Raw genomic sequence first — 20,954 nt, 5'->3', positions numbered from 1 at the left:
GGCGCGCGCTACGCGGCGCCGGCCGCCGGCCGCGGGCCCGCGGCGAGCCGCTCGGCGGCCCGCAGCAAGCGCGCGGTCACGGCGTGCGTCGGGCGGTCGAACACCGTCGCGGCGGGACCGTGCTCGACGACCCGGCCCTCGTGCACGACCAGCACGTCGTCGGCCATACGCCGGACGGCCCGGAGATCGTGCGACACGAAGACCATCGCCACCCCCGTGCTGTCCCGGAGTCCCTCGAGGAGCGTCAGCACCGCGTCCTGCACCGTGGCGTCGAGTGCCGTGACCGGTTCGTCGAGCACGATCACCTCGGGCGACGTCGCGAGTGCGCGGGCGATCGCCAGGCGCTGCCGTTGCCCGCCGGACAGCGTCAGCGGCGAGCGCCGGCGGAGTGCCGGGTCGAGCCCCACCTGGTCGAGCGCCACGTCGATGCGGGCACCGAGCGCACCACGGGCGGTCCGCTCGGCGCCGCCGGTGAACGCGTCCGCGAGGACCCGCTCCACGTTCCACCGTTCGTCGAACGTCGCCCCGGGGTCCTGCACCACCGCGGACACCCGGTGCCGCAGGGGCCGGCGGGTGCGTTCGTCGAGCGGCACCCACGGCGACGAGTCGAGCGTGACGGTGCCGGCGTCGGGGAGTTCGAGGCCGAGGAGCATCCTCGCGAGCGTGGTCTTGCCGGACCCCGACGCGCCGATCACCCCGAGGACGCGCCCGCGCTCGAGCCCGAACGACACGTCGCGCACGGCGGGGACGCCGTCGAACGCCCGCGCGAGCCCTTCGGCGGCGAGCACCACGCCCGCACCGTGCGAGGTTCCGCGCTCCGTGCGGGGCTCCGACCCCCGCACCGTGTCCGGCACCTCGCACACTGCAGACCCACCGGCCCCCGCACCCGCACCCGCCGCCCGCACCAGCGCCCGCGTCGCCTCGTGCTTCGGCGCCGCGAACACCGACGCCACCGGCCCCTGCTCCACCACGCGACCCTCGTGCACGACGACCACCCGGTCCGCCCACCCCGCGACGAGCCCGAGGTCGTGCGTGATGACGAGCAGCCCGGCGCCGCGCGACTGGGCCGCACGCAGCTGCTCCATCACGGTGACCGCGACCCCGGCGTCGAGCGCCGTCGTCGGTTCGTCGGCGACCACGAGCGCCGGCGACCCGACCGTGGCCGCGGCGATGAGGGCGCGCTGGCGCATCCCTCCGGACAGGGTGCCCGCGAGCCGACCGTCCGTGGCGAGCGTCGGGTCGAGGCCGACCGCGGTGAGGGCGTCCCGCACGGCCCCCACGCGCTGCGCCGCCGTCATGTCCGTGTGCAGCCGGAGGGTGTCCGAGACCTCTCGCCCGACGGGACGCAGCGGGTCCAGGGCGCCCAGGGCCTCCTGGCCGACGTAGCCGACCCGCGAGCCGCGCACGCTCCGCCACCTGCGGTCCGAGAACGCCCGGACGTCGAGCCCGGCCACGGTCAGCCGGTCGACCCGGACCGAGGAACCGGGCGCCGACAGGCCGAGCGCCGCCCGCGCGGTGACGGTCTTGCCGGAGCCGGAGGCGCCGACGAGCGCGACGCACTCGCCGGCATCGACGTGCAGCGCGACGTCCTGCACGACCACTGCCCCGCCGATGCTGACGGTCAGCCCCTGCACGTCGAGCACGGTCATCGGATCGCTCCTGTTCGTCGGATCGCCCGGCCGAGCACGGTCACCGCGGTCGCCAGGACCACGATCGCGAGGCCGGGGAAGGTGCTCATCCACGGGGCCGTCAGCAGGTACGTGCGACCGTCGGCCAGCATCGCGCCCCACTCGGGCGCGGGCGGCGGGGTGCCGACGCCGAGGTAGCTCAGCGCCGAGGCCCACACGATCGCCTGCCCGACGCCGAGCGTCCCGACCGCCACGACCGGCCAGAGCGCCGCGGGGAGCACGTGCCGCACGGTGATCACGGCGGGGGAGCGGCCCATCAGCACGGCGGTCTCGACCACCTGCGAGCGGCGCGCCCGGAGCACGAGCCCGCGGACGATCCGGGCGTACCCGGGCGCCGTGGCGAACCCGACCGCGAGCATCGCCGGGACGGGCCCGGGGCCGGTCACCGCGATGACGACGAGCGCCACGAGGAGCAGGGGGAGCGCGAACGCGACCTCGGTCAGTCGGCCGACGACCCCGTCGACGACGCGTCCGCCGAGTCCCGCGACCACGCCGAGCACGACCCCGACCCCGCCGCCGACGAGCGTCGCGACCACACCGACCACGAGCGACGCCCGCGTGCCGGCGACGACCCGGGCGAGGACGTCCCGCCCGGACTCGTCGGTGCCGAACGGACTCGACCACGACGGCGCCTGGAGCGCCTGCGCCGGGTGCACGGCGAGCGGGTCGCCACCGCCGAGCAGCGACGGCCACACCGCCGCGACCACGGCCAGCGCCACGACGGCGGCAGCGGTCCATCCGGCCGGGCCGAGCGTCCCCCCACGGACTCGCTCGGACCGTCCGGCGGACGCGTCACCCTGGGCACCGGCCTGGAGGCGCGGTTCGGCGATCCCGCTCACCGTGCGCCCGCCCCGTGCCGGGTGACGTGCGGGGCGCGACGCCGGGTCGGCCCCGCCCCGGCCGTCCCGCCGGCACGCGGGTCCACGACACGCTCGACGAGGTCCGCGACGGCGAGCACGACCACGTACGCGGCGGCCGACACCAGCGCGATGCCCGCGACGAGCGGCATGTCCCGCTGCGTCACCGCGGTCACGAGTGCGCGCCCGATGCCCGGGAGCGCGAACACCGACTCGACGACGACCGCACCGGACACGAGCGAACCGAACGCCCAGGCGGACAGGGCGATCCCCGGGAGTGCGGCGTGCCGGAGCAGGTGCCGGCCGAACAGTCCCGCGCGGGTCTCGCCACGACTGCGGGCCGCGAGTGCGAAGGCCGACCGCTGGGCGTCGACCACGCCGTCCCGGACGGTCTCGGCGAGGTACCCGGCGACCGGCAGGGCCACCGTGACGACCGGCAGCACCCAGCCCCGGGCCGAGCCGTCGCTGACCGCCGGCACCCAGCCGAGGGCGCTGGCGAACACCACGATGAGGACGCTGCCGAGCCAGAAGTGCGGGGTGACGCTCGCGGTGACGCTCAGGGCGCTCGTGAGTCCCGCGGCGAACCGACCGCGCTGCGTCGACCACCACGCGGCGACGATCGCGAGCACCCAGGCGACGACGAGCCCGAGAACGGCCAGGGTCAGCGTGACCGGGAGCTGCTGCCCGAGGAGCGTCGACACCGGCGTCCGGAACGCGTACGAGTCACCGAGGTGTCCCGTCGCCAGACGCCCGAGGAACACCGCGTACTGCACGAGCACCGGCCGGTCGAGGCCGTACTCCTGCCGGACCTGCGCGACCGCCTCGGCCGAGGCCTGGGAGCCCGGTCCGCCGAGGATCGCGAGCGCCGGGTCGCCCGGGATGAGCCGGATCGCGACGAACACGATCGTGGCGACCGCCCAGAGCACCCCGATGCCGCCGGCCAGGCGGCGCAGTCCCCACAGGGTCCACGCCGACCACGCGGCGGGCGTGCTTCGACGTCCGGGACGCAATCCGTGCCTCCCGTCCGACGATCGCGAGGTCGCGATCAGCGGTCGATCCAGGCCGTGCCGAACCACGGTGTCGACACCGCGGTGGTCTGCACACCGTGCACGCTCGACCGCAGCAGGAAGTGGTTCTGCTGGTCGTAGAGCGGGAGGACGGTGCCGCTGGACAGGATGATCTCCTGCGCCTGCTCGTAGAGGTCGCCGCGCTCGGACGTGTCCGAGGTCTGCGCTGCCCGCTGGAGCAGGTCGTCGAGCTCCGGGTCGTCGAGCTGGGCGAGGTTCGCGAAGTACCCGGACGGTGCCGGCGTGATGCTGGCGGAGTCGTACAGGATGCGGAGGACGTCCGCGCCCACCTTCGTGTACGGCGCGCTGACGACGTCGTACTCGTTCGCCGCGAGGGCCGCGTACCAGCTGGAGAGGTCGAGCTCCTGCAGCACGACCTTGAAGCCGACGGCCTTCTCGGAGGCCTGGATCTGCTGGAACAGGCTGCGCTCGGCGGGGACGGACTGGTTCGTCGACACCGGGAACGTGACGGTCAGCTGCTCGCCGTCCTTCTCGCGGATGCCGTCGCTGCCCACCTTCCAGCCGGCGTCGTCGAGGAGCCGCTTCGCCGTCGTCGGTGAGTACTCGAACAGGCTCTTGTCGGAGTACCCGTACGGCTCGACGCTGGAGAGCACCGAGTACGAGCGCTTCGCCGTCCCGAGGAAGAGCGACCGGATGCCGGGGTCGATCTCGGCGCCGGCGATGAAGGCCTTGCGGACGGCCTCGTCGCGGAAGACCCCGTGGCCGGAGTTCAGCTCGAGGCGGTTCGACGCACCGGGGCGCGGAGCGTCGAGGTCGCGGATGGACCCCTTCGACGACGCCGCCTTGAGCTGGTCGGGCTGGGCGTTGTCGATGACGTCGACCTGGCCGGACTGCAGTGCCGCGTACCGCGAGGTCGAGTCGGGCAGGAAGCGCCACGTGATGCCGTCGAGGCGGGGCTCCGTGCTGCCGCGGAGCGGCGTGTAGTCGGCGTTCTTGCGGAGCGTCACCCGGTCGCCGTGCTTCCAGCCGGTGACCTCGAACGGGCCGGTGCCGACCGGCGACTCGCAGTTCACCGCCTGCGAGCGCTCCAGCGCCTTCGGGGACTCCATGCCGACCCACGGCTGCGAGAACGACTCGAGCAGCGCGCTGTCCGGCCGGCTCAGCGTCAGGGTGACCGTGTGGTCGTCGGTGGCCGTCGCCTTCGTGATCGACTGCAGCGCGAGGTACCCCGTGCTCGACGCGGTCGCCGGGTCCTGCACGTGCTCGATGTTCGCCACGACCGCGGCGGCGTCGAAGGGCGTGCCGTCGGTGAAGGTCACGTCGTCGCGGAGCGTGAAGGTGAGCGTCCTGCCGTCGTCGCTCGTCGTCCAGGACTTCGCCAGCGCGGGGACGGGCTTGCCGTCGTCGAGCGCGGTGAGCTCCTCGATGTACTGGGTGGACAGGAGCGCCTGCGGGTAGTTGCCGCCGACGTGCGGGTCGAGGCAGGTGGGTTCGGCGTCGCCCGAGGCGTACGTGAGCGTGCCGCCGTCGACCGGTGTGCTGTTCGACGTCGCGGTGCCGCCACCGGTGCAGCCGGCGAGCACGAGGAGGAGTGCGGCGGCGCCGGCGACCACTGCGGTGGTTTTCTGTACTGAGTCCAAGATCATGGCTGGACGAGTCTAGCGGTTTACTGGGGCCCATGGACGAACCGATGCGCCGCGGTGGCCGCCCCCGACGCTCGAGCGCCGAGGTGCTCGCCGACGCCGCGGCCGAGCTGTTCCTCGAACAGGGCTACGGCCGGACCACGGTCGACCAGATCGCCGCACGGGCCGGGGTCAGCCGCGCGACGTTCTTCAACTACTTCACGGCGAAGTCCGACGTGCTCTGGCTCGACCTCGACGCCGCGGTCGCGACGCTCCCGGCGTGCCTCGCCGCCTCGACCGAGGAGTCCGCGGTGCGGGCCGTCGAGGCCGCGCTGCTCGCCACCGCCCGCGCCCACGACCCCGACCGGGTCCCCTGGGCGATCGCACAGGCCGAGGTGATGGGCATCGGTGCTGAGCTCGTGGCGAGCGTCGCGGCACGGGTGACGGCCCAGCACGCGGCGGTCGCGGCCTTCGTCGCCCGCCGGACGGGGGAGCACCCGGCGGCGCTCTGGCCCCAGACGGTGTCCGGCGCCATGCTCGGGGCGGCCGCAGCGGCCTTCGGCGTCTGGGTCTCGGACGGGGTCGGGCGCCGACCGCTCGTCGAGTACGTCGGGGCGGCGCTCACCCCGGTCGCAGCGGGTCTCGACTCCCACTGAGGTCCGGCCCAATAGGCTCTCTCCCCATGACCCGCGCGCGATGGACACGAACCGCGGTCTTCGCCGTGGTCGCCCTCGCGGGGGTGTTCGTCGCGTACTGGCACATCGGCCGACAGAGCACCTACGTCGACGAGTTCACCTACACGCGGGCCGGGTGGGACTACGTGCACGGGGTGCTCACCTCGAACCTGCAGCACCCGCCGACCGGCAAGTACCTGTTCGGCGTCGCGCAGCTCGTGTTCGGCGAAGGCGTGCTCGGGCCCCGTCTCGTCGCCGCGACGGCCTCGTTCGGCACCGGCATCGTCCTGTTCGCCTGGCTCCGGCGTCCGATCGGGTACTGGGGCGCCGTGCTCGCCGCCGGGCTCTGGTGGCTCACGCCGCGTGCCGACTCGCCGACGTGGGCGGACGTCGCGTCCGGCACGGCCGCACGGATCGACCGGCTCGCCCTCCTCGAACCGCTGATGACCTTCTTCGCCGTGGCGGCGCTCGCCGCGGCCTGGCAGTGGGCGACCCGACCCCGACGCCCCGCCGACCGGACCACGGCCTGGGACGGCTGGTGGTGGATGGCGCTCGCCGGTGCCCTGCTGGCGTTGTCGGTCACGTCGAAGGTCACCACCACCGTCCTCGTGCTCGCGCTGGTCGCGGTCCCGCTGCTGTTCCGGCGCTGGTCCGGGCTGCTGACCGGGGGCGTCGCGGCCGCCGCGGCGTTCGCCGTGGTGTTCGTCGTCGCGTACGTGCCCGTCGGCGGGGTCCGGGCGATCACCTTCATGATCGAGTTCCAGGGCAAGCACGACACCCGCGGGCACATCATCTCGGTCCTCGGGAAGACGTACATGATCGCGCCGTGGTGGACGAACTTCGTGCGGGTCGTCGAGGGGGTCGGGTGGCCGACGGTCGTCGTGCTGCTGATCGGCACGGCCGCGGCGTTCGCGATCCGCCCGGACCGGCTCGTCGCGCTCCTCGGGATCGCGCTCGGGATCCTCGTCGTCTTCTACTCGACGGCCAACGTCGCACTGCCGCACTACTACCAGGCGTGGATGCCCTGGATCATCGCGCTCGCCGCGGTCGGGTACACCCGGCTCGCCCGGCTGCGGCCGCCGCTCACGACCGTGGTGGCGCTCCTCGCGGTCGTCGTGACGATCGTCCCCGCGGTCGTCGTGGTGCGGACCGTCGCCGAGACGCGCACCACCGGGTTCGCCCGGCTCGAGGGGGTCCTCGAGGAACGCGGGGTGCCGGACGACGTCCGCGTCCTCGTGTCGGGGTCGGCGCAGCAGTCGTTCGCGGTGTTCATCGGCCGCCGTGGCGCGACCCAGGGGGTGACGCACGGGGACTACGGCGTGCTCGTCGCCGGGATCGACCCGCGGTTCCCGATGGACGACGACCTGCGGGCCCTGCTGCGGGAGCACCCGGAGCGGTTCGAGGAGTTCCGGCTCGACGCGCTGCGGGTGTGGGTCGTGCGGGACGGCCTGGTGATCGAGCGGCGCGGGGACACCGCCACCCTGGTGCCCGCCGACCGCGGCTGACCCGACCGTGCAGCAGCCGCGTGCGGCTCAGTCGGTCCGGAGCGTACCGGCCCCGCCCGCGGCGACGTCCTCGGCCGTCCCGTCCCGCACCACCTCCGGCACGTCGTCGCCCGTCGGCACGAGCGACTCGTCGCCGGGGTAGCTCAGGGTGAGCACGGCCTCCTCGATGTACTGGCTCTCCTCGAGGGACTTCTCGACGTCGCGCAACCGCACCGCCACGTGCTCCTCGTTCTCGTTGCCGGTCAGGTCGACCGCGGCGACGAGGTAGACCCGCGAGGGCCCGACGAACTCGAGGTGCAGGTAGGTGACGCGCTCGATCTGCGACCGCCCGAGCAGCTCGACGAGCACCGCGTTCTCCAGCTCCGGTGACGTGCTCTCCCCGAGCAGGAACCGGCGGTTGCGGTCGATCAGGACGATCGCGACGACCCCGAGCAGGATGCCGATCGCGATCGAGCCGATGGCGTCGAAGACCGCGAGGCCGGTGACCTGGTGGAGGAACACCCCGAGGAACGCGACCACGAGGCCGATGAGCGCCGCGGCGTCCTCGGCGAAGACGGCACGGAGGGTCGGGTTCGACGACTGCAGGACGTGCCGGAGCACCGGCACCCGCCGCTTCGTCGCCGCGCCGTGCGCCTGCCGGTACGCCTGCAGGAAGCTCGTGCCCTCGAGGCAGAACGACAGCCCGAGGACGATGTAGTTCAGCAGCACGTCCTCGGCCGGCCCGGTGTCCCCGAGCTCGGTGATGCCGTGGTAGATCGAGACGATGGCGCCGGCGGTGAAGAGGCCGAACGCGGCGAACATCGACCAGATGTACGTCTCACGGCCGTAGCCGAGCGGGTGCGCGGTGTCGCGCTTCCTCGAGCCACGTCGTTCGGCGACGAGCAGGAAGATCTCGTTGCCGGTGTCGGCCCACGAGTGTGCGGCCTCGGCGACCATGGACGCCGATCCGGAGATCAGGGAGGCGATCGTCTTGGCGATCGCGACGAGCAGGTTCGCGCCGAACGCGATGACGACGGTGAGCAGGGAATCGGGACGCTCCTGCTGCGCGGGGGCAGCATCTGACGAGGGCATCGCTCCAGCATGCTCCCGTCCCGGGGCACACGTGCCACCGAGCACGAATCGATATACTGATATCTGTTATGCTGGTTGCATGACCTCTCCACGTCTACTCTGGATCGACCTCGCCAAGGGGGCGACCGTCACCTCGGTGCTCGTGATGCACTCGTTCGCCTTCGCGATCACCCTGACGGGCACGTCGAGTCCCGCGGCGGAGAAGGTGCTCTGGTTGCTCGAGCTCATGAACATGCCCGTGATGTTCCTGCTGGCCGGTCTCCTCTCCGCCGGGGCCCTCGAACACCGTCCCGGACGCTTCGTCACCACCCGCCTGCGCGGTGTGGTCTGGCCGCTCGTGATCTGGTTCGGTCTGTCGGTCGTGTTCGACACGACCCTCGGGGGCGAGAACGCCCTGGACCAGAGCCCCGACCCGGCACAGAGCGCCTTCTGGTTCCTGGTGGTGCTCGCCGGCGTCAGTGGGCTCGCCGTCCTCGTTCGCCGACTCCCTGCGACCCCGGTCGCGGTGGTCGCGGTCGTCGTCGCGATGCTGCTCGGCGCGGTCGACGGGCCTCGACACCTGTTCACGGACTTCGGGACGCCGGTCGCGATCCGCTACGGCTTCGCGGCGTGCTACTTCGTCGGGATCGCGATCGCCCGGTCGGAGCGGTGGTCGATCGGATCGGTGGCGACCTTCCGCACCGCGGGGCTCGCATGCAGTGGCCTCGTGGCGTTCATCGCCGTGCTGTTCGTGGCGGGCGTTCCGGGGCGGTCGATCTCGGAGAGCATCGCGACGGTTCCGACGATGTTGGCACTCTCGGTCGCGCAACTCGCCGTCTTCGCCGTGCTGCCCCGGATCCGGGTGCTCGAATGGCTCGGCGAGCACTCGATCGTCGTATACGTCATGCACGTCGTGGTCTTCCAGCACATCGTGGGCGGACTCGTCGGCGCGGGGCTCTCGCCGTGGACGGCCGCCACGATCGCGGTGGTCGCCATGATGGTGCTCGTCGTCGTGACGTCCTGGCTGCGTGAGCGACAGCCCGCCGTCGCGGCCCTGTTCACCTTCCCGCAGCGATCGCGACGGGTCAGTCCGGAGCACGCCACCCGCGCGGTTGCTCCCGTCCGCTAAACTCGTGCACAGGCGTCGATCCGGCCATCACCGGGGAGCCTCCGGAAGAACCCGGCCGTCAGCACCATCGACCGCCGGCAGTAGAACCGGGCGGACCGGGCCGCGCACGCCCCCGGCAACGAGCGGTCGCCCCGGGTCACCCGGAGCGGCAAGCGAGGTGGTACCGCGGAGCCTGCTCCGTCCTCGTGGTCCTGAGAACCGGCAACCCACAGGAGCCCCGCGGTGCGCTACCCACTTGATTCCGACGCAGACGGCGTCGTCCCGTCGCCGTCCTTCCCCGCCGTCGAGCAGGGGATCCTCGCCTTCTGGAAGGGCGACGGCACGTTCCAGGCGTCGATCGACCAGCGCGAGGGCTGCGACGAGTGGACGTTCTACGACGGCCCGCCGTTCGCCAACGGCCTGCCGCACTACGGCCACCTCCTGACCGGGTACGCGAAGGACGTCTTCCCGCGCTACCAGACCATGCGCGGCAAGCAGGTGCACCGTCGCTTCGGCTGGGACACGCACGGCCTGCCCGCCGAGCTCGAGGCGATGCGCCAGCTCGGCATCACCGAGAAGCACGAGATCGACGAGATGGGCGTCGACGTCTTCAACGCCGCCGCCAAGAAGTCCGTCCTGCAGTACACCGACGAGTGGCAGCAGTACGTCACCCGCCAGGCGCGCTGGGTCGACTTCGAGAACGACTACAAGACCCTCGACGTGACGTTCATGGAGAGCGTGCTGTGGGCGTGGAAGCAGCTCTGGGACAAGGGGCTCGCGTACGAGGGCTTCCGGGTCCTGCCGTACTGCTGGAACGACCAGACGCCGCTGTCGAACCACGAGCTGCGCATGGACGACGACGTCTACAAGATGCGCCAGGACCAGTCGGTCACGGTGTCGTTCCCGCTGCGGGGTGCGCGCGCCGAGTCGCTCGGGCTGGCCGGCGTGCGTGCGCTCGCCTGGACGACGACCCCCTGGACCCTGCCCACGAACGCCGCGCTGGCCGTCGGGCCTGCGGTTTCGTACGTGGTGCTGCCCGCCGGTCCAGGAGGCGCGGCTGACGGTGGCACCGCCGGTTCCGTCCACTACCTGCTGGCGTCGGACACCGTGGCCGCCCACGCGAAGGAGCTCGGCTACGAGACGGCCGAGGACGCCGCTGCCGCGGTCGTCCGCACCCTGACGGGTGCGGAGCTCGACGGCGTCGAGTACGAGCGCCTCTTCGACTTCCTCGCGGAGACCGAGGGCATGGAGAACGCCTGGAAGATCCTCGTCGCCGACTACGTCGAGACGGGCGAGGGCACCGGCATCGTGCACCAGGCCCCGGCCTACGGTGCCGACGACCAGGTGGTCTGCGCCGCCGCGGGGATCCCCGTGGTGCTGTCGCTCGACGAGGGCGGTGTCTTCACGTCGCAGTTCGGCGAGGTCGCCGGGATGCTCTGGTCGGACGCGAACAAGCCCCTCACGAAGGCCGTCCGCGACGCCGGGCGGCTGCTCCGCCAAGCGTCCTACGAGCACAGCTACCCGCACTGCTGGCGCTGCCGGAAGCCCCTCATCTACAAGGCCGTGTCGAGCTGGTTCGTCCGCGTGACCGAGTTCCGCGACCGCATGGGCGAGCTCAACCAGGACATCAACTGGGTGCCGGACAACGTCAAGGACGGCCAGTTCGGCAAGTGGGTCGGGAACGCCATCGACTGGTCGGTGTCCCGCAACCGGTACTTCGGCACGCCGATCCCGGTGTGGCAGTCCGACGACCCCGAGCACCCGCGCACCGACGTGTACGGCTCGCTCGAGGAGATCGAGCGTGACTTCGGTCGACTGCCGGTGAACGCCGACGGCGAGGTCGACCTGCACCGCCCGTTCATCGACGACCTGACGCGCCCCAACCCGGACGACCCCACCGGGAAGTCGACGATGCGCCGGATCACCGACGTGTTCGACGTCTGGTTCGACTCCGGGTCGATGCCGTACGCCCAGGTGCACTACCCGTTCGAGAACCGCGAGTGGTTCGAGTCGCACAACCCGGCCGACTTCATCGTCGAGTACATCGGGCAGACCCGCGGCTGGTTCTACGTCATGCACGTGCTGTCCACCGCGCTGTTCGACCGGCCGGCGTACAAGAACGTCATCAGCCACGGCATCGTGCTCGGCTCCGACGGCCAGAAGATGTCGAAGTCGCTCCGGAACTACCCGGACGTCTCCGAGGTGTTCGACCGCGACGGTGCCGACGCGATGCGCTGGTTCCTGATGTCGTCGTCGGTCATCCGCGGCGGGAACCTCGTCGTCACGGAAGAGGGCATCCGCCAGGGCGTCCGCGAGTTCCTGCTCCCGCTCTGGTCGACGTACTACTTCTTCACCCTCTACGCGAACGCGTCGGGGGAGTCCGGGTACCAGGCGTCGCGGAGCACGTCGAGCACCGATGTGCTCGACCGCTACCTGCTCGCGAAGACCCGGGTGCTCGTGTCGGACGTGCAGCAGCACCTCGACGCGCTCGACACTCCGCTCGCCGCCCAGGCCGTCCGCGACTTCGCCGACGTGCTGACGAACTGGTACGTGCGCCGGTCGCGCGACAAGTTCTGGCTCGGCGCCGAGTCCTCGCCCGAGGCCCGTGCCGCGTTCGACACGCTGTACACCGTGCTCGAGACGCTCACCCGCGTCGCCGCACCCCTCGCCCCGCTCGTGACCGACGCGGTCTGGCGGGGACTGACCGGCGGCCGCAGCGTCCACCTCGAGGACTTCCCCGACGCCGAGGAGTTCCCGGCCGACCAGGCGCTCGTCGACGCCATGGACCGCGTGCGGGACGTCGCCTCGAAGGGGCTCGCGCTCCGCAAGGCCACCGGCAAGCGCGTCCGCCTGCCCCTCGCCACCCTGACGCTCGTGGTGCCCGACCCGGCGGCCGTCGAGCCCTTCGTGGACATCCTCCGCGACGAGCTCAACGTCAAGCAGGTCGTGCTCGAGCAGCAGGAGGAGTCGTCGCTCGGTCGGTACGGCATCGAGCGGAAGCTCACCGTGAACGCCCGTGCCGCCGGACCCCGCATCGGCAAGCAGGTCCAGCAGGTCATCCCGGCCGCCAAGAGGGGCGACTGGACCACGACCGAGTCCGGCGTGACCGTCGGCGGCGTCGACCTCGTCGAGGGCGAGTACACGCTCGACCTCACCGTCGCCGACGACTCCGTGGCGGTGGCGTTCCTCGACGGCGGCGGCTTCGCGGTGCTCGACACCGTGACGACGCCGGAGCTCGAGGCCGAGGGGCTCGCCCGCGACGTCGTCCGCGCCGTCCAGCAGGCCCGCCGTGACGCCGACCTCGACGTCAGCGACCGCATCGTCCTCACCCTCGGGGCGGACGAGGTCGCCGACGCGGCGGTCCGCACCCACCAGCAGCTCATCGCGGGGGAGACCCTGTCGACGAGCGTCGAGATCGTGCCCCTCGGGGCAGACGCCACCACCACCGACGTCGGTGACGGTGCGAAGGTGACCGTGGAGGTGTCACGCGCATGAGCGAGTACCCCGAAGAGCCGTCCGAGGACGGCATCGAGATCCCCGTCGGCCCCGCCGGTGCGACGGACCCCGCCGACGCCGTGCCCTACGGTGCGGACGACGACGAGGTCAAGCGCGTCGAGGCGGCCCTGTACGCCCGGATCGGTGAGCAGTCGCCCGAACACCGGCTGTCCGCGACCCGGCGTGCCGTCGAGCTCCTCGGCGACCCGCACCTGTCGTACCCCGTGCTCCACCTGACCGGCACGAACGGCAAGACCTCGACCGCGCGCATGGCCGAGAGCATCGTCCGGGCACACGGCCTCCGGACCGGCCTCATGACGAGCCCGCACCTGGTGTCGATCCGGGAGCGCATCGTCATCGACGGCACCCCGATCGCCGCCGACCGCTTCGTGGAGAACTGGGACGACATCGCCCCGATCCTCGAGATGACCGACCAGGAGCTCACCGACAAGGGCGAGCTCCCGCTGACCTTCTTCGAGGCGCTGACCGTCCTCGCCCTGGCGTGCTTCGCCGAGGCTCCGGTCGACGTCGCCGTGATCGAGGTCGGCATGGGCGGCGAGTGGGACTCCACCAACGTCGTGCAGAGCCAGGTGCAGGTGTTCACGCCGATCGCGATCGACCACGCCAAGCAGCTCGGCGGGACCGTCGCCGAGATCGCCCGCACGAAGTCCGGCATCATCAAGCCCTCGTCGTCGATCGTCTCGAGCGCACAGACGCCCGAGGCGCTCGCCGAGCTGCAGCGCGCGGCCGAGCTCACCGAGTCGACCCTCGCGGTCGAGGGGGACGGCTTCCGGCTCGTCGACGTGACGCCGGCCGTCGGCGGCCAGCTCATCACCGTGCAGGGCGTCGCCGGACGCTACGACGACCTGTTCCTGCCGCTCTTCGGCCGGCACCAGGCGCACAACGCCGCCGTCGCGATCGCCGCCGTCGAGGCCTTCCTCGGCCGCGGTTCGCAGGCCCTCGACGAGGACGTCCTGTCCGAGGGACTCGCCGGTGCGACCAGCCCCGGCCGGCTCCAGCCGATCGCCACGGGTCCGACCGTGGTGGTCGACGCGGCGCACAACCCGCACGGCGCACGCGCGCTCGCCGAGGCGCTCCCCGTGGCGTTCCCGTCCGAGCACGTGGTCGGCGTCGTCGGCATCCTCGGCGACAAGGACGCCCGCGGCTTCGTCCGCGCGCTCAAGGACACCGTCGCGACCTTCGTCGTGACCCAGCCGCCAGGGGAGCGCGCCCTCGACGCGGACGAGTTCGCCCGGGTCGTCGTCGACGAGGTCGGCGAGGACCGGGTCGTCGTCGAGCCGTCGCTCGAGGCCGCCCTCCAGGAAGCCCGTGACCTCGCGGACGACGCGGAGGCGGACGACGCCATGGTGCTCGTCGCGGGCTCGATCGTGATGGTGGGTCGGGTCATGGACCTGGTCCACGCCGAAGGCGGGACGAAGTGACGGACGCGGGCCGCGCCTCCAGGACCCCACGCGCACCGCGCACCCGTCGGCCGCGACGCGATCGCGGTGCACGGGAGAGCCTGCTGTCGATCACCCTCGTGCTCGAGGCGATCATGTTCTTCTTCCCGATGCTCGTCGTGTTCGGCAAGGGGACGCTCCCGCCGGCGGTCGCGTTCGGCGGTGGCATCGGCTCGATGATCGTGCTGGCGCTGGCCTCTCGCCTGACCGGCAACCGCGCCGGTGTAGGGTTCGGGTGGCTGCTGCAGGCGGCCATCCTCGCCACCGGGCTCATCGAACCGTTCATGTTCGCCGTGGCCGTGGTGTTCCTGGCGCTGTGGGTCTTCTGCTTCGTCAAGGGCGGTCAGCTCGACCGTCAGAACGCCGCGAGACGCGCGGCCCTCGGCGAGGACTGACCACCCCGTTCGACCACGAAACACCAGGAGTTCCGCGTGTCCGATCTCGAAGAGACCCTCGTCCTCGTCAAGCCCGACGGCGTCGCCCGCCAGCTCACCGGTGAGATCCTCCGCCGGATCGAGGCCAAGGGCTACGAGATCGTCGACCTGAAGATGGTGACGGCGCCCCGTGACCTGCTCGACGCCCACTACGAGGAGCACCAGGGCAAGCCGTTCTTCGAGCCCCTCGTCGAGTTCATGCAGTCCGGCCCGGTCGTCGCCGTGCGCGTCGCCGGCAACGGCGTCATCGCCGGCTTCCGGTCGCTCGCCGGCACCACCGACCCGACCTCGGCCGCGCCCGGGACGATCCGCGGTGACCTCGGCCGCGACTGGGGCCTCAAGGTGCAGCAGAACCTCGTGCACGGCTCCGACAGCCCCGAGTCGTCGGCGCGCGAGCTCGCGCTCTGGTTCGCCTGAGTCCGGAGGACCGACGCGTGACGAACAACGACCGTCCCACGAAGAACGAGCGTCGCCAGCACGCCCGTGACGTCGCCCGGCAGCGCGCCGAGGCCGAGAAGCGCCGCAAGCGCCGCAACCGCTGGTTCCTGCAGGGCGGCATCGGCCTCGGGATCATCGCCGTCGCCGCGATCGTCGCGATCGTGGTGGTGAACGTGAACAACCAGCCCGCCGTGTCCGCGGCCGGGCCGAAGAACATGGCGACCGGTGCGATCCAGTTCACCGGCAGCGACGGCACGGTCACACCCGTGACCTCCGGCGCGGTGTCGGCGAAGGCCACCCCGTCCCCGGTGCCCACCGCGGCCGCCGACGGGAAGGTGCAGGTCACCGAGTACGTCGACTGGGCCTGCCCGGTCTGCAAGCAGTTCGAGGCCGCCTACGCCGACCAGATCCTCGACAAGGTGAAGTCCGGCGACGCGACCCTCGCGATCCAGCCCGTGTCGATCCTCGACCGCAGCTACCAGAACTCGCGGTACGCCAGCCGTGCCGCGAACGCCGCGATGTGCGTCGCGAACTACGCGCCGGACAAGTTCCTCGACGTCCAGACGCAGTTCTTCGACAACCAGCCGGAGGAGGGCACGAAGGGCCTGACGAACGCCGAGATCGCGAAGCTCGTCACGGCCGGCGGCGCGACCGGGTCGAACGTCTCCGAGTGCCTGTCGAGCGAGCGCTTCCGCGGGTGGGTGACGAAGTCCACGAACGCCGTGCTGGCCGATCCGGCACTGCAGGGCACGCAGGGCTTCGGCACGCCGACCGTCCTCGTGAACGGCAAGAAGATCGCCACGCTGACCGACGTCATCACCGAGATCGACGCCGCGTCGAAGTAGCACGCTGGACGACGACGGCCCCCGCTTCCGATCGGAAGCGGGGGCCGTCGTCGTCCGGAGCGGCCGGTACTACGCCTTCCCGCCGTTCTGCTCCACGAACGCCGCGAAGGCGTCCGTGTCGGTGAGGGAACCGTTGTACTGCTTGCCGTTGACGATCACGGTGGGGGTGCCGGTGACCTTGTCGAGCGACGAGTTCGGGATCGGGTCGTTGAGCACCCGGTTCGTCGCGTCGGCCACCCACCCGGCGAACTCCTGGTCCGTGATGCAGGACGCCACGTTCTCGTTCGTCGCCCCGGCGGCCTTCGCGAGCGATGCGAGCTTGTCGTTCGTGAGGCCGCGCGTGCTCTCGGACGGCTGGTTCTCGTAGAGCGACGTGTTGTACGCGAGGAACGCGTCCGGGTCGTAGTTCGCGACGCAGGCTGCGGCGGCGGCCGAACGGGTCGAGTACTTCGAGCCGAGTGACACGCGGTCGAGCAGGTTGAACGGGTGCAGCTCGAGCGTCGCCGAGCCGTCCTTCACCCACTGCTGGATCTGGGACATCTGGCTCGTCTCGAACTGGTTGCAGTACGGGCACATGTAGTCCGAGTACACCGTGATGTTCGCGACCGAGTCGTCCTGCTTCGTCGGGGTCGGCTTCCCGCCCTCCGGCGTGGCCTTGGTCGTGACGGGGACGATCTGCCCGTTCGACCCCGTCAGGAGCACACCGTCGCTCGCCATGTTCTTCGGCCCGGGGCCGGCGGGTTGCACGGAGTTCGCGACCACCACGACGACGATCGCGGCGACCGCGAGCGCGCCGACGATGATGCCGCTGATCCCCAGGGTCTTGTTGCGGCGTCGACGCGCCTGCTCCTTCGCGCGGGCGAGGCGTGCGCGCTCCCGCGCTGCCTCCCGCCGGGCCTTCTTGCTCTCGTTCTCGCTCATCGCCATCGAGCGTAGGTCGTGCCGGTGGGCCGATCGGCCGATCTGGCTGGGAAGGACCCAGGAATTCGATGACGCGTCATCGGCAACGCTCAGCGGGCGCTCAGAAGGAGGAGAGGACCCGCGGGAACACGATGAGGATCGACACGGCGATGAACAGGTAGTTCGCCAGCGGGAAGGCCCAGCAGAAGGGCAGCAGGGTCCGACCGAGCCGCTGGGCGCCGGCGCCGAAGCGTCCCTGCGCGGCGTTCCAGATCGTGAACACCCAGAACATCGGGATCGTCATCGACCACACGAGCATGCACCACGGGCAGAGCGCGCCGATGAACCAGACGGTCTGGGTGAAGAGCCACGTGACGAAGACCCACGCCAGGAACACGCCCGCGTTGAACGCGATCCAGAACCAGCGCGAACCGTTGCGGAACCCGGCGAGGAGCATGACCGCGACGGCGATCGGGGCGACGAAGCCCATGACGCCGAGCAGCGGGTTCGGGAACCCGAGCAGGTGCCCTTGCCAGCTGGCCATCACGTCGGAGCAGTTGATGAACGGGTTGACGTCGCAGGACAGCACTGCCTGGGGGTGCGCGTACTTCTCGAACTCGTCGATGACCAGTCGGAACGCCCCGTAGAGACCGACGGCACCGGTGATCAGGAGGAAGACGCCCATGGCGATCGGACGGCGGACGGCAGGTGCTGGCGTGCTCACGGCGTCATCATCGCATGCTCGATCCGGTCCTTTCCCGGTGCGGCATGCGATAATCCCTGGAGGTCGTGCGGCCATCCGCACGACGACGAAAGCTTTCCGGGCCCAGCCCGGACGATCAGGTGCGGTGAGAGCGCACCGTGACCGGGACGCGCGCGACGCGACGGTCACAAGACAGCGAACGCGGGGGCGTGGTCGCCACCCGCTACAACTACAGAATTCCCGCCGTCCGGACAGGATGCGAGCGGGGTCAAGGAGTGCACCAGGTCCATGGTGGAGCAGAACAACGACAACACGAACAACGAAGAAGTCGCACCGAAGCGTCGAGGCCGCCTGTTCGGCGGTCGGCGCGCCCGGTCGGCCGGCCAGGAGGCACGGGGTGACGCCGCGCAGACGGGTCCCGTCGAGCAGGTGACCGGGTCTCCGGTGGACGGCACGTCCGACGCCGGCGCGGAGACGCTCGCGGTGACGGACGCAGCGCCGGACGCCGGGGGAGCGCCGGAGGCGCCCACCGTGTCGGTCGCCGTCGAGGCGACCGCCGGCGGCGACGAGCCGCACGACGTGAGCACCCTCACGGGCGACCTGCCGGTCATCACGGCCGGTGACGACACCGAGACCGCAGCCGCACCGGCCGCGACGGTCGAGGCGGACGCGAGCAGCGCCTCCAGTCCGGCGGAGCCCGTCGACGAGCCGTTCGTCCCCAAGGCGACGAGCACGCTGAGCCTGATCTTCCACGCCCCGGTCCTGCCGGACCTGCCCGAGCGCGCGCCCCGTCACGACGAGGACGACGACGACGAGCAGGGCGGCGGACGCCGTCGGTCGCGTCGCCGCGGCACGAGCGCCGACCGCGAAGGCCGTGAGCCGCGCGAGCCGCGTGAGCCGCGGGACCACCAGGAGCCCCGCCGTCGCGAGGTCGAGTACATCACCGAGCCGCAGAAGGTGAAGGGCTCGACGCGGCTCGAGGCGAAGAAGCAGCGCCGCCGCGACGGGCGCGATGCCGGTCGTCGTCGCCAGGTCGTCACCGAGGACGAGTTCCTCGCCCGCCGCGAGAGCGTCGACCGGCAGATGATCGTCCGGTCGAGTGCCTCGAAGATCGAGATCGGCGTGCTCGAGGACGGTGTCCTCGCCGAGCACTACGTGACGAAGTCGCACAACGTGTCGCTCATCGGCAACGTGTACCTCGGCAAGGTGCAGAACGTCCTGCCCTCGATGGAGGCGGCGTTCGTCGACATCGGTCGCGGCCGCAACGCCGTGCTGTACGCGGGCGAGGTCGACTGGAACTCGGTCGACACCGGCAACCACGGGCGTCGGATCGAAGCCGCGCTCAAGCCGGGCGACAAGGTCCTCGTGCAGGTCACGAAGGACCCGGTCGGGCACAAGGGTGCCCGTCTGACGAGCCAGGTCTCGCTGCCGGGTCGCTACCTCGTGTACGTGCCGAACGGCTCGATGAACGGCATCTCGCGCAAGCTGCCGGACACCGAGCGTGCGCGCCTCAAGAAGATCCTCAAGGAGGTCCTCCCGGAGCACGCGGGCGTCATCGTCCGCACCGCCGCCGAGGGCGCGACCGAGGAGCAGCTCACCCGCGACGTGCAGCGCCTCACCAGCCAGTGGGAGGCGATCCAGAAGAAGGTCGCGAACGGCCAGGCGCCGGTCATGCTCCACTCGGAGCCGGACCTGCTCGTGAAGATCGTCCGCGACGTCTTCAACGAGGACTTCACCAAGCTCATCATCGACGGCTCCGCGGCGCGCGAGACGATCGACGAGTACCTCACCGCGGTCGCGCCGGACCTCAAGGACCGCGTCGAGATCTACGACGGCCCGGACTCCTTCGAGGAGTACCGCCTCAACGAGCAGATCGAGAAGGCCCTCGACCGCAAGGTCTGGCTGCCCTCCGGCGGTTCGCTCGTGATCGACCGCACCGAGGCCATGACGGTCGTCGACGTCAACACGGGGAAGTTCGTCGGGTCCGGCGGCAACCTCGAGGAGACCGTCACGAAGAACAACCTCGAAGCGGCCGAGGAGATCGTCCGTCAGCTCCGCCTGCGGGACATCGGCGGCATCATCGTCGTCGACTTCATCGACATGGTGCTCGAGTCGAACCGCGACCTCGTGCTGCGTCGACTCGTCGAGTGCCTCAGCCGTGACCGGACGAAGCACCAGGTCGCCGAGGTCACCTCGCTCGGCCTCGTGCAGATGACCCGCAAGAAGATCGGCGTGGGGCTCCGCGAGTCCCTCGACGAGGTCAACGCCAAGGTCAACGACAACAACGCCGACCCGGGGCCGTCGAAGAGCCGTCGCAAGAGCCGCGGTGGGGCCGGCAACGGCGGGTCCAACGGTTCGAACGGTTCGAACGGTTCGAACGGTGGGAACGGTGGGAACGGGTCGAACGGCGGCGGCAACGGCGGGTCCGGCAACGGCTCGTCGCACGCGCACCAGATCACGGACGACGTGAAGAGCGCGCTGTCCCGGATCGCCGCATCGACCATCCCGCACGAGGAGCACGACGGGGCTGCGACGCCGGCTTCGGCGTCCTCGGCAGTGTCGGCGGGTTCGGCGGCATCGGCAACATCGGCGGCATCGGCTCCGGAGGCTCCCGCCGCGGAGTCCGGTCCGGACACCGGCGCGTCGCAGTCCGAGCACGGCGAGCAGTCATCGGGCTCGAAGCGCCGACGTCGCCGTGGTGGCCGCGGTGCCGGTGCGCCCGAGACGACGGCGGACACCGCGTCCGGCTCGTCCTCGACGCCCGATGCACCGTCCGAGCCCGAGCAGGGCACGTCGGCTGCTGCCGCTCCGGCTGAGGCCGCTCCGGTCGCTGCTGCCCCCGTCGTCGAGGACGTGCCGGCCAAGGCGCCGACCCGCCGTCGGGTGAGCTCGAGCGCCCCGGTGACCCCGGCCGAGACCTCGGTCGCGATCCTCGACATCCCGATCGCCGCCACGAAGCGCGAGCCGCGCCAGGTCAGCGGGGACGCCGAGTCCCTGCTCGACTCCGTGCTGCAGGCGCTCCCGGAGCCCAAGCAGCCGGGGCAGGGCCGTTCGCGGTCCCGTCGCGTCTCGTCCCCGAGCATCAGCGCACCGGCGACGGCCGAGGGTGACGACACCGACGACGGCGCCGTGATCCTGGGGAACTGA

General features: G+C 71.5%; 16 protein-coding genes. 9 read left to right on the top strand and 7 right to left on the bottom strand.

Translation table 11 applies throughout. The features are described 5' to 3' along the window. Positions 1-8 precede the first annotated feature (8 nt). Genes BM028_RS00945 through BM028_RS00930 form a run of 4 tightly spaced genes read right to left on the bottom strand, consistent with a single transcriptional unit; the run spans position 9 to position 5,219 of the window. On the bottom strand, positions 9-1,649 hold the full coding sequence (locus BM028_RS00945) for an ATP-binding cassette domain-containing protein (RefSeq protein WP_092384024.1): 1,641 nt from the start codon (positions 1,647-1,649) through the stop codon (positions 9-11). Beyond that, the gene (locus BM028_RS00940; protein ID WP_092384022.1) at positions 1,646-2,527 is read right to left on the bottom strand and encodes an ABC transporter permease; all 882 of its coding nucleotides are present in this window, start codon (positions 2,525-2,527) and stop codon (positions 1,646-1,648) included. The genes BM028_RS00945 and BM028_RS00940 overlap by 4 nt, the downstream gene beginning before the upstream one ends. After that, a complete protein-coding gene (locus BM028_RS00935; RefSeq protein WP_254789345.1) occupies positions 2,524-3,555 on the bottom strand; it encodes an ABC transporter permease in 1,032 nt (343 codons plus the stop codon). The genes BM028_RS00940 and BM028_RS00935 overlap by 4 nt, the downstream gene beginning before the upstream one ends. A gap of 35 nt (positions 3,556-3,590) precedes the next feature. Next, positions 3,591-5,219 (bottom strand): ABC transporter substrate-binding protein, encoded by a 1,629-nt coding sequence (locus tag BM028_RS00930; RefSeq protein ID WP_092384020.1) that lies wholly within the window; start codon positions 5,217-5,219, stop codon positions 3,591-3,593. A 32-nt stretch (positions 5,220-5,251) separates the two neighbouring features. On the opposite strand from BM028_RS00930, the gene BM028_RS18385 reads away from it, so the two are divergent. Then, positions 5,252-5,851 (top strand): TetR/AcrR family transcriptional regulator, encoded by a 600-nt coding sequence (locus tag BM028_RS18385; protein WP_070416563.1) that lies wholly within the window; start codon positions 5,252-5,254, stop codon positions 5,849-5,851. Between the two features lie 26 nt (positions 5,852-5,877). Continuing rightward, complete coding sequence (locus tag BM028_RS00920; protein ID WP_139199162.1) at positions 5,878-7,374, top strand: hypothetical protein; 1,497 nt, start codon at positions 5,878-5,880, stop codon at positions 7,372-7,374. 27 nt (positions 7,375-7,401) lie between these two features. Here the strand turns inward: BM028_RS00920 and BM028_RS00915 are convergent, their stop codons facing one another. Beyond that, the gene (locus BM028_RS00915) at positions 7,402-8,445 is read right to left on the bottom strand and encodes a cation diffusion facilitator family transporter (protein ID WP_070416561.1); all 1,044 of its coding nucleotides are present in this window, start codon (positions 8,443-8,445) and stop codon (positions 7,402-7,404) included. Between the two features lie 79 nt (positions 8,446-8,524). On the opposite strand from BM028_RS00915, the gene BM028_RS00910 reads away from it, so the two are divergent. The 6 genes from BM028_RS00910 to BM028_RS00885 all read left to right on the top strand — a co-directional run bounded on the left by BM028_RS00910 (position 8,525) and on the right by BM028_RS00885 (position 16,204). Further along, positions 8,525-9,553, top strand: coding sequence for an acyltransferase family protein (locus BM028_RS00910; RefSeq protein WP_092384018.1), 1,029 nt, complete (start codon positions 8,525-8,527; stop codon positions 9,551-9,553). Between the two features lie 222 nt (positions 9,554-9,775). Further along, complete coding sequence (gene ileS / locus BM028_RS00905; protein ID WP_092384016.1) at positions 9,776-13,027, top strand: isoleucine--tRNA ligase; 3,252 nt, start codon at positions 9,776-9,778, stop codon at positions 13,025-13,027. Then, entirely contained in the window at positions 13,024-14,469 is a 1,446-nt protein-coding gene (locus BM028_RS00900; protein ID WP_092384014.1) for a bifunctional folylpolyglutamate synthase/dihydrofolate synthase, read from the top strand. The genes ileS and BM028_RS00900 overlap by 4 nt, the downstream gene beginning before the upstream one ends. Beyond that, positions 14,466-14,882, top strand: coding sequence for a DUF4233 domain-containing protein (locus BM028_RS00895; RefSeq protein WP_092384012.1), 417 nt, complete (start codon positions 14,466-14,468; stop codon positions 14,880-14,882). The genes BM028_RS00900 and BM028_RS00895 overlap by 4 nt, the downstream gene beginning before the upstream one ends. A 36-nt stretch (positions 14,883-14,918) precedes the next feature. After that, positions 14,919-15,338 (top strand): nucleoside-diphosphate kinase, encoded by a 420-nt coding sequence (gene ndk / locus BM028_RS00890; RefSeq protein ID WP_070416558.1) that lies wholly within the window; start codon positions 14,919-14,921, stop codon positions 15,336-15,338. 17 nt (positions 15,339-15,355) lie between these two features. Further along, on the top strand, positions 15,356-16,204 hold the full coding sequence (locus BM028_RS00885; protein WP_092384010.1) for a DsbA family protein: 849 nt from the start codon (positions 15,356-15,358) through the stop codon (positions 16,202-16,204). Positions 16,205-16,273: 69 nt separating this feature from the next. Here the strand turns inward: BM028_RS00885 and BM028_RS00880 are convergent, their stop codons facing one another. Both BM028_RS00880 and BM028_RS00875 read right to left on the bottom strand, forming a co-directional pair. Beyond that, complete coding sequence (locus tag BM028_RS00880; RefSeq protein ID WP_175473612.1) at positions 16,274-17,125, bottom strand: DsbA family protein; 852 nt, start codon at positions 17,123-17,125, stop codon at positions 16,274-16,276. Between the two features lie 100 nt (positions 17,126-17,225). After that, a complete protein-coding gene (locus BM028_RS00875; RefSeq protein WP_229085097.1) occupies positions 17,226-17,828 on the bottom strand; it encodes a vitamin K epoxide reductase family protein in 603 nt (200 codons plus the stop codon). A gap of 267 nt (positions 17,829-18,095) precedes the next feature. On the opposite strand from BM028_RS00875, the gene BM028_RS00870 reads away from it, so the two are divergent. Continuing rightward, positions 18,096-20,954: an Rne/Rng family ribonuclease gene (locus BM028_RS00870; protein WP_092384008.1), complete on the top strand. Its 2,859-nt coding sequence runs from the start codon at positions 18,096-18,098 to the stop codon at positions 20,952-20,954.

Source organism: Curtobacterium sp. YR515 (genome assembly GCF_900113095.1).
Taxonomy (GTDB): Bacteria; Actinomycetota; Actinomycetes; order Actinomycetales; family Microbacteriaceae; genus Curtobacterium.
This window is presented reverse-complemented; position numbering and strand designations above follow the sequence as displayed.

Excerpts from the sequence above, each read along its gene's own strand:
- BM028_RS00945 (WP_092384024.1), bottom strand. The coding sequence starts at position 1,649 with ATGACCGTGCTCGACGTGCAGGGGCTGACCGTCAGCATCGGCGGGGCA.
- BM028_RS00930 (WP_092384020.1), bottom strand. The coding sequence starts at position 5,219 with ATGATCTTGGACTCAGTACAGAAAACCACCGCAGTGGTCGCCGGCGCC.
- BM028_RS18385 (WP_070416563.1), top strand. The coding sequence starts at position 5,252 with ATGGACGAACCGATGCGCCGCGGTGGCCGCCCCCGACGCTCGAGCGCC.
- BM028_RS00920 (WP_139199162.1), top strand. The coding sequence starts at position 5,878 with ATGACCCGCGCGCGATGGACACGAACCGCGGTCTTCGCCGTGGTCGCC.
- BM028_RS00915 (WP_070416561.1), bottom strand. The coding sequence starts at position 8,445 with ATGCCCTCGTCAGATGCTGCCCCCGCGCAGCAGGAGCGTCCCGATTCC.
- BM028_RS00910 (WP_092384018.1), top strand. The coding sequence starts at position 8,525 with ATGACCTCTCCACGTCTACTCTGGATCGACCTCGCCAAGGGGGCGACC.
- BM028_RS00900 (WP_092384014.1), top strand. The coding sequence starts at position 13,024 with ATGAGCGAGTACCCCGAAGAGCCGTCCGAGGACGGCATCGAGATCCCC.
- BM028_RS00880 (WP_175473612.1), bottom strand. The coding sequence starts at position 17,125 with ATGAGCGAGAACGAGAGCAAGAAGGCCCGGCGGGAGGCAGCGCGGGAG.
- BM028_RS00870 (WP_092384008.1), top strand. The coding sequence starts at position 18,096 with ATGGTGGAGCAGAACAACGACAACACGAACAACGAAGAAGTCGCACCG.